5 protein-coding genes are annotated in these 7,238 nt (G+C 72.6%); 2 read left to right on the top strand and 3 right to left on the bottom strand.

Annotation, left to right across the window (positions count from 1 at the left end):
- Both D7Y13_RS35380 and D7Y13_RS35385 read left to right on the top strand, forming a co-directional pair.
- Positions 1 to 1,388, top strand: a 1,388-nt coding sequence (locus tag D7Y13_RS35380) for a sigma-54-dependent transcriptional regulator (protein ID WP_208734520.1), incomplete at its 5' end; no start/stop codon positions are given.
- Positions 1,385 to 2,737: a sensor histidine kinase gene (locus D7Y13_RS35385; RefSeq protein WP_120585741.1), complete on the top strand. Its 1,353-nt coding sequence runs from the start codon at positions 1,385 to 1,387 to the stop codon at positions 2,735 to 2,737. The genes D7Y13_RS35380 and D7Y13_RS35385, both read left to right, overlap by 4 nt.
- Here D7Y13_RS35385 and D7Y13_RS35390 read toward each other — a convergent pair.
- From D7Y13_RS35390 to D7Y13_RS35400, 3 genes are all read right to left on the bottom strand, one after another.
- On the bottom strand, positions 2,706 to 3,239 hold the full coding sequence (locus D7Y13_RS35390; RefSeq protein ID WP_120585740.1) for a hypothetical protein: 534 nt from the start codon (positions 3,237 to 3,239) through the stop codon (positions 2,706 to 2,708). The genes D7Y13_RS35385 and D7Y13_RS35390 overlap by 32 nt on opposite strands.
- 149 nt (positions 3,240 to 3,388) lie before the next feature.
- Positions 3,389 to 4,675, bottom strand: coding sequence for a carboxypeptidase-like regulatory domain-containing protein (locus D7Y13_RS35395; RefSeq protein ID WP_120538017.1), 1,287 nt, complete (start codon positions 4,673 to 4,675; stop codon positions 3,389 to 3,391).
- 1 nt (position 4,676) lies between these two features.
- Positions 4,677 to 7,238: TonB-dependent receptor domain-containing protein (locus D7Y13_RS35400; RefSeq protein WP_120630931.1), on the bottom strand; the 2,562-nt coding region annotated here is incomplete at its 5' end.

Raw genomic sequence — 7,238 nt, forward strand, 5'->3', positions numbered from 1 at the left:
GCGCCCCGCGCCCCACCCGCATCCTCGTGGCCGACGACCAGCCGGATGTGCTGGAGGCGCTGCGGCTCCTGCTCAAGCGCGACGGCTACACGGTGGTGAGCGCCCAGTCCCCCTCGGGCGTGCTCGCCACGCTGGACGCGGAGGACGTGGAGCTGGTGCTGATGGACCTCAACTACGCGCGCGACACGACGTCCGGGCGCGAGGGCCTGGACCTGCTCGGCCAGCTTCGCGCGCGGGATGCCCTGCTGCCCGTGGTGGTGATGACCGCGTGGGGCAGCGTGGAGGGCGCGGTGGAGGCGATGCGCGCGGGGGCCCGGGACTACGTGCAGAAGCCCTGGGACAACACGCGCCTCCTGGCCACGCTGCGCACGCAGCTGGAGCTGGCCCGCGCGCTGCGGCGCACCCGGCGGCTGGAGGAGGAGAACCAGCACCTGCGCCGCGAACAGGGCGGACGCTCCCCGCTGGTGGGCGAGTCGCGCGCCATGCTGCCGGTGCGCCGGCTCATCGAACGCGTGGCGCCGTCCGCGGCGCCGGTGCTCGTCACCGGAGAGCACGGCACCGGCAAGGAGGTGGTGGCGCGCCTGCTTCACGCGGCCAGTCCCCGCGCGGACCGGCCCTTCGTCGCCGTGAACTCCGGCGGCCTGTCCGAGGGCGTCTTCGAAAGCGAGCTGTTCGGCCACGTGAAGGGCGCCTTCACCGACGCGAAGACGGACCGCATCGGCTGCTTCGAGCTGGCGGACGGCGGCACGCTCTTCCTGGATGAGATTGGCAACATGCCGCTGGCCCAGCAGGCGAAGCTGCTGCGCGTCCTCCAGACGGGAGAGCTGCACCCGGTGGGCTCGTCGCGCACGCGCAAGGTGGACGTGCGCGTGGTGAGCGCCACCAACGTGGACCTGGGCCGCGCGGTGATTGAAGGCCGGTTCCGCGAGGACCTGCTCTACCGGCTCAACACCGTGGAGGTGCAGCTGCCGCCCCTGCGCGAGCGGCGCGAGGACATCCCGCTGCTCGCCGCGCACTTCCTCGCGGCCCAGGGCCAGCGCTACGGCCGCCCCGGCATCCACCTGGCGCCGGACGCGCTGGAGGCCCTGATGGCCTACCCGTGGCCGGGCAACGTGCGCGAATTGGAGCACGCGGTGGAGCGCTCCCTGCTGATGGCGACCGGGGACCGGGTGGCGGCGGAGGACCTGCTGCTCAAGCGCGCCGGGCCGAACAGTGGAGGCTCCGCGCGCCTGGAGGAGATGACGCTGGAGGAGGTGGAGCGCTACCTCATCGAGCGCGCCCTGGGCCGTCAGGACGGCAACGTGAGCGAGGCGGCCAAGGCCCTGGGCCTGTCGCGCAGCGCGCTCTACCGGCGCCTCCAGTACTACGGCATCAAGGGCGCCCGTTGAAGCTCGGGCCGAAGCCCTGGCCGCATGACCTGCGCGTCGTGGGGCTCGCGGTCCTCGCGGCCCTGCCCGCCGTCGTCGTGGCGCTCGCGCTGCTGTGGGCCGGGGACTTCAGCGCCAAGGTGCGCTGGACGCTGTCCGTGCTGGTGGTGTGCGTCCCCGCCGGAGCGTGTCTGGCCCTGCGCGAGCGCGTGGTGCGGCCGCTGCACACGGTGGCGGGCCTGCTGGCCGCGCTGCGCGAGGGTGACTACTCCGTGCGCGGGCGGGGCGAACGCGCGGGGGATGCGCTGGGGGAGGTGCTGCTGGAGGTCAACGCGCTGGGGGACACGCTGCGCGAACAGCGGCTGGGCGCGATGGAGGCGGGCGCGCTGCTCGCGCAGGTGATGGAGGCCATCGACGTGGCGGTGCTGGCCTTCGACGGGGAGGGCACGCTGAAGCTGGTGAACCGCGCGGGCGTGCGGCTGGTGGGCCTGCCGCGCGCGCAGCTCGTGGGGCAGCGGGCGGAGGCGCTGGGATGGCAGGAATTGCTGGAGGGCCCCGCGCCGCGCCGGCTGACGCGAGCCTTTGCCCAGGAGGGCGGCCCCTACGAGCTGTGGCGCGGCAGCTTCCGCGAGGGCGGCCAGCCGCACCAGTTGGTGGTGCTCACGGACCTGCGTCTGGCATTGCGCGAGGAGGAGCGCGAGGCGTGGCGCCGGCTGGTGCGCGTGCTCAGCCACGAAATCAACAACTCGCTCACGCCCATCCAATCCATCGCGGACGCGCTCCGGGACACCGTGGCCCAGGTGCCCCGCCCCGCGGACTGGGAGGAGGACACACGGCACGGGCTGGGCATCATCGCCCGCCGCGCGGAGGCCCTGGCGCGCTTCATGTCCGCCCACGCGCGGCTGGCGCGCCTGCCCCCGCCCACGCCGGGGAGCGTGGAGGTGGACGGCTGGGTGCGGCGCGTGGTGGCGCTGGAGCCGCGCCGTCCCGTGGCGGTGCGTCCCGGCCCCGCGCTCACGGTGCCCGGGGACGCGGACCAGCTGGAGCAGGTGCTCATCAACCTGGTGCGCAACGCGGTGGACGCCGTCCTGTCGGAGCCAGGGGGGCAGGGCGGTGTCTGGGTCTCGTGGGCGGTGCACGCGCCCGGCGCGGTGGAGGTCTGGGTGGAGGATGAAGGCCCCGGCCTGTCCGACACCGCGAACCTCTTCGTGCCCTTCTTCACCACCAAGCCCCAGGGCAGCGGCATCGGGCTGGCGCTCAGCCGGCAGATCGCCGAGGCGCACGGCGGAAGTCTGCGATTGGAGAACCGCACCGACGGGCGCGGCTGCCGCGCGCGACTCAAGCTCCCGCTGGACGCTCCGCGCGCGTGACGGGCACCGCCACGGGCTCGGACTCCGGCCCGGGATCCCTCACCACCGCCAGGTACAGCAGCGCGTTGGCCGCCCAGAAGAACAGCGCACTGAAGCTCACGTAGACCAGCCGGGTGCCGGGCCACACCTGCAGCGGATGGTGGAACACCTCCGCCGCGAGGAAGCCGCCCAGCCACTGCCCCAGCCAGCACAGCGCGCTGGCCCACAGCACGCGCTGCCACCGGGCCATCCGCGCGGGCCGGAACCAGTACGTGTTCAGGGCCCACAGGGCCACCACCGCGCCGCTCCACAACCCCAGGCTGACGATGGAGAACCAGTGGTGCGGCGACTCCGGGTACACCCAGCCCCAGTCCCCGTTCATCCACCGGAAGGCCACGTTCTGGGACAGCTCCAGCAACCAGAAGCACGGGGCCAGGATGAGCAGCTGCACCAGCAACACCCGTCGCACCATGTCCGCCGCGCCCCTGAGGAGCTGCCCGTACGTCCAGGTCAGCGCAATCATTGGTCCCTCCTCGGGCGCGGGTGGGCTCAGTGCCCCATGACTTGAACGGGGTGGCCTTATTTTCTTGATTTATCCGGTTGCAAGGGCCTCCCGGGTTTCATCCCACACAAGCAATCCCAATGGGTTGCATGGGCAGACACACACCGGCGCTATTCAAAGACGGACAATTCCGCGAGGGAAAAGAGCGCTCCGGGCGACGTGTCGCCGCCGTAGGCCAGCAGCTCCACGGACAGTCGGACGTAGCGGGTGGGCTCCGCGTCGGCCAGGGGCAGCTCGATGAAGACCGGCGCATCGTTGCCCAGGAGGATGGGGGAATCCCCGTAGGGCGAGTCCTGTCCGGAGAGGTCGGCGTAATGGCTGTACGTGAAGGCGTTCGTGATCCGGGCGCGCGAATCCTCGTCCCGCAGCACCGTCCGGTTGAGGGGGTGCCAGTGCTCACCGTCCAGGCTGCCCTCCAGGATGAGCCACTCCTTGCCTTGGTAGCCGTGCGCGTGGCTCAGGCCCCGCACCACCGCGTGGCGCGGGCGCGTGGGCTGGGGCAGGGTGACGACGAGGCTGTACACGCGGGGGTCCGTCTTCGGGTCCGCCAGGAGCACGGGCTCGAGCCGGCCGTCCGTCCACGGGCAGGCCTGCGGGAAGGTCGGCTCGCAGGTCGCGCCCCGGCTGACCGGGCGCAGGGTGCCCGGGGGCAGGGGTTCGTGGGCGGTCCTCCACTCCACCCGGAAGTCCAGGCCGCTGGGCTCTCCGCCCAGGGGCGAGAAATACCAACTGCCCACGCTGACGGCGCGCAGCTGTACCTGGGGCGAGGCGAAGTCCTCCAGCAAGTGGGGGGACGGCGTCCAGGGCGACGTCGTGCCCGTGTGCCGCCACACGAGCAGGCCCTCCGAGGTGAGCCACACCAGCGGTTCGGGAGGCGTGGGGGGCACGAAGAAGGGGGTGTTGTCGTCCGGGCCGAGGACCTGGGGCAGGCTCGCCGTCTCCGGGACCTCCAGCAGGGGCGGCGGAGGCGGGAAGGCCACGGAGGGGCCCTGGGGGCCCACGTCCACGCGCGGGTGGGCGTCCCACGGCTGGAGCGTGGGAAACTCCACGTCGTCCTCCATGTAGAGCAGGGCGAACATCCCCCTGCCGGTCGCGTCCAGCGGCGTGGCCAGGCGCAGCCGGGACTGCTGTTCGTCCAGGGAGCGCCAGTTCACGGCGTCGCCGGAGAGCAGCTCGAAGATGAAGTCCCCGCTGGCCTCGGTGGTGGTGGTGCTCACGGGGGAGAAGACGCCGTCGCGCCGGCGCTCGAGCGTCAGCGGCGCGCCGGCCAGCGGAGCGCCGTCCAACTGGCGCATGCGGCCGTACGCGAAGATGGGGTCCTCCGGATAGCGCTCGCAGCCGGCGTGGGTGAGGGCCAGGAGTCCCAGGCCCAGGAAGGTGAGGGAGGCGTGGCGCATGTCAGTAGGTCGCCTTGAGCCCGAACAGCGGGAGGATGACGGGAATCCGCACGGGCTTGCGGACGGGGAAGAGGCCTGTCTCGTTCGGGACGCCCTCGACGGAGTGGTCATAGGCGATGACCTCCTGCTGCGCGGAGAGGTTGAGCACGTCGAGCGACGCATCCAGGGTGAAGTCCTGGTAGGCCCACGACTTCGCGATGCGCGCGTCCACGCGGAAGAACGCCGCCAGCCGGCCGGCGCGGTCCAGATCCTGGCGCACCCAGCGGCCCTCGCCGTCCGCGTCCGTCACCCAGCGCTGCGACTGGGAGGTGATCTGCCCCGACTCCGGACGGCCGGTGTTGAAGTGCACCACCGTGCCCACCGTCCAGTTGTTGCCGAACTTGTAGCTGAGCGCGGCGTTGAACACGTGCGCCTGTTCGAAGGCGAAGGGCAGGTTGCCCTCCACCCTCTCCAGCACCTGGTTGTCATCGCCGATGCGGGCGAAGCGCGCCTTCCGCTTGCTCTGCAGGAAGCTGTAGGACACCCAGCCGAACCAGTGGTTGCCCAGCGGGTGGCGCGCCATCAGGTCCAGGCCGTAGGCGTAGCCGGTGGTGGCCGGGTCCTGTCCTAGACTGCCCCGGCGCCGGCGGTTCTCCGCCACGTCCACCAGGTCGAACTCCACCGCGCGTGACAGCGGGTTGAAGTACGCGTCCGCGCTCAGCTCCAGGCCGTCCATCGCCTTCCACTCCGCGCCCACGTCGAACTGCGCGCCGGACTGGAGGCCGTAGCGCAGGCTGGCGGTGTCCACGGCGGGGATGTGCAGCAGCACCGTGGGCGGCTGGTGGAACAGGCCCGCGCCGCCCTTGAGCGTGAGGGTGTCCGTCAGCGTGTGGCGCACCGACAGGCGCGGCTCCACCGCGGTGAACGTGAGGCCCGGCACCAGGTGGTACGCGTCCACGCGCAGGCCCGGGGACACCACCCACTTCTCCGACGGCTTCCAGGTGACGGACGCATACGCTCCGGAGAAGGTGGCGATGGCGGAGGGCTGCTTGAGCGGATCCGCGTCGTCGGACGAGCGCCAGCCGGGAGGCCGCGCGGTGCCGATGAGCGTGGTGGCGGAGCGGCGGTTCTCCACGTCCGTGCCCACGGCCACCTCCAGCGTGTCGGTGAGCACCCGCTTCCACCCGGCGCGCGCGGAGACGCTCGTCTGCTCCAGGCCGTACTCGCCCACGGACCGGATGACCAGGGCCGTCCCCTCGCGCTGGGTCTGCTCACCGGTGAGGCCCAGGCCGTCCCAGCCCAGCGTGATGCCGACCTCGCCCTCGCCGCCCGCCACGGGGTGCGTGCCGCGCAGGTCGATGCGGTGGAAGCGCGAGGTGACGCCGCCGCCCTCGGAGCGTTCGGTCTGCTCGGGGGACAGGCCCACGTCGTCGGAGCTGCCCAGCGCGAACAGGCGCAGGCGGCCCTGGCCCACCTTCTGCTCGATGCGCGCCTGGTAGTCCCAGAAGCCCGCGCGCACCTGCTCCGCTTCCGGACGGTTGAGGGCGTTGGCGGTGAGCGAGATGAGCAGCGCGGAGTAGCTGAAGCGGCCGGCCAGGCTGACGCTGGTGCCGGTGGACTCGAAGGGCTGCTCGATGAAGCCGCCCGCGTTGAGCAGGTCCGCGTACGCGGTGAAGTGCAGCCGGTCCTCGCGCGGACGGCTGAGCCTTCCTTCCACCGCGCCGCCCAGCACGCGGCCGTACTGCACCGGCGGCGTGCCCGGATAGAAGTCCACGGTGTCGATGAAGTCCGGGTGCACCACCGCGGGCCCGAGCAGCAGGTGGTACAGCATCGGGATGCGCACGCCGTCCAGGAAGAAGCCGGTGGCGGAGGGCTGGCTGCCGCGCACCACCGGGTAGCTGATGCCGGACGCGAGGCTGCCCACGCCCGGCATCAACATCACCACGCGGAACGGGTCGCCCAGCGTGCCGGGCACCTCGCGGATCTCCTGCTCGTGCAGGCTGATGCGGGTGACCTCCGTGCGCGGGCGCTCGTCGCGCACCACGGTCTCGTATGGGTTCACCTCGCGCGGCTGGAGCCGGTAGACGACCTGGAGCGTCTGGCCGGGCTCCAGCTTCTCCTCGAACACCGTCGTCGCGTGGCCCGGCGCGCGGACCTCCACGCGGTGCGCGCCTGGCGTCACGTCCAGCGTGAAGAGGCCGCGCGGGTCGGTGGTGCCGGCGGGCTCCTGCGCCCCGTCGAGGAAGAGGGCCGCGTCGGCCAGCGGCTTGCGGGTGCCTCGCGCGCGCACCTCGCCGGTGAGGTGCGTGCTGGAGGCGGGGATCTGCACGGGCGGCGCGAAGCGGTAGAGGAACGGCAGGCGCACCGCCACGGGCGTGCCGCCCAGCGTGGCCGGGGTGAAGCGCAGGCCCGGGGCGGCGGCGAGCGCCGCGTCGGTGAGGCGCGGCTCGGCGCCAGCGCGCGTCACCTTCGCTTCCGCGACGTGGCCCTCCACGTCCACCAGCAGCTCCAGCTCCACCTCGCCGGCGGTGCCCTCCAGCCCCTGGGGCCACGCGGCGGGCGCGTCGGTGGTGAGGGTGGGGGG

Source organism: Corallococcus praedator (assembly GCF_003612125.1).
Taxonomy (GTDB): Bacteria; Myxococcota; Myxococcia; order Myxococcales; family Myxococcaceae; genus Corallococcus; species Corallococcus praedator.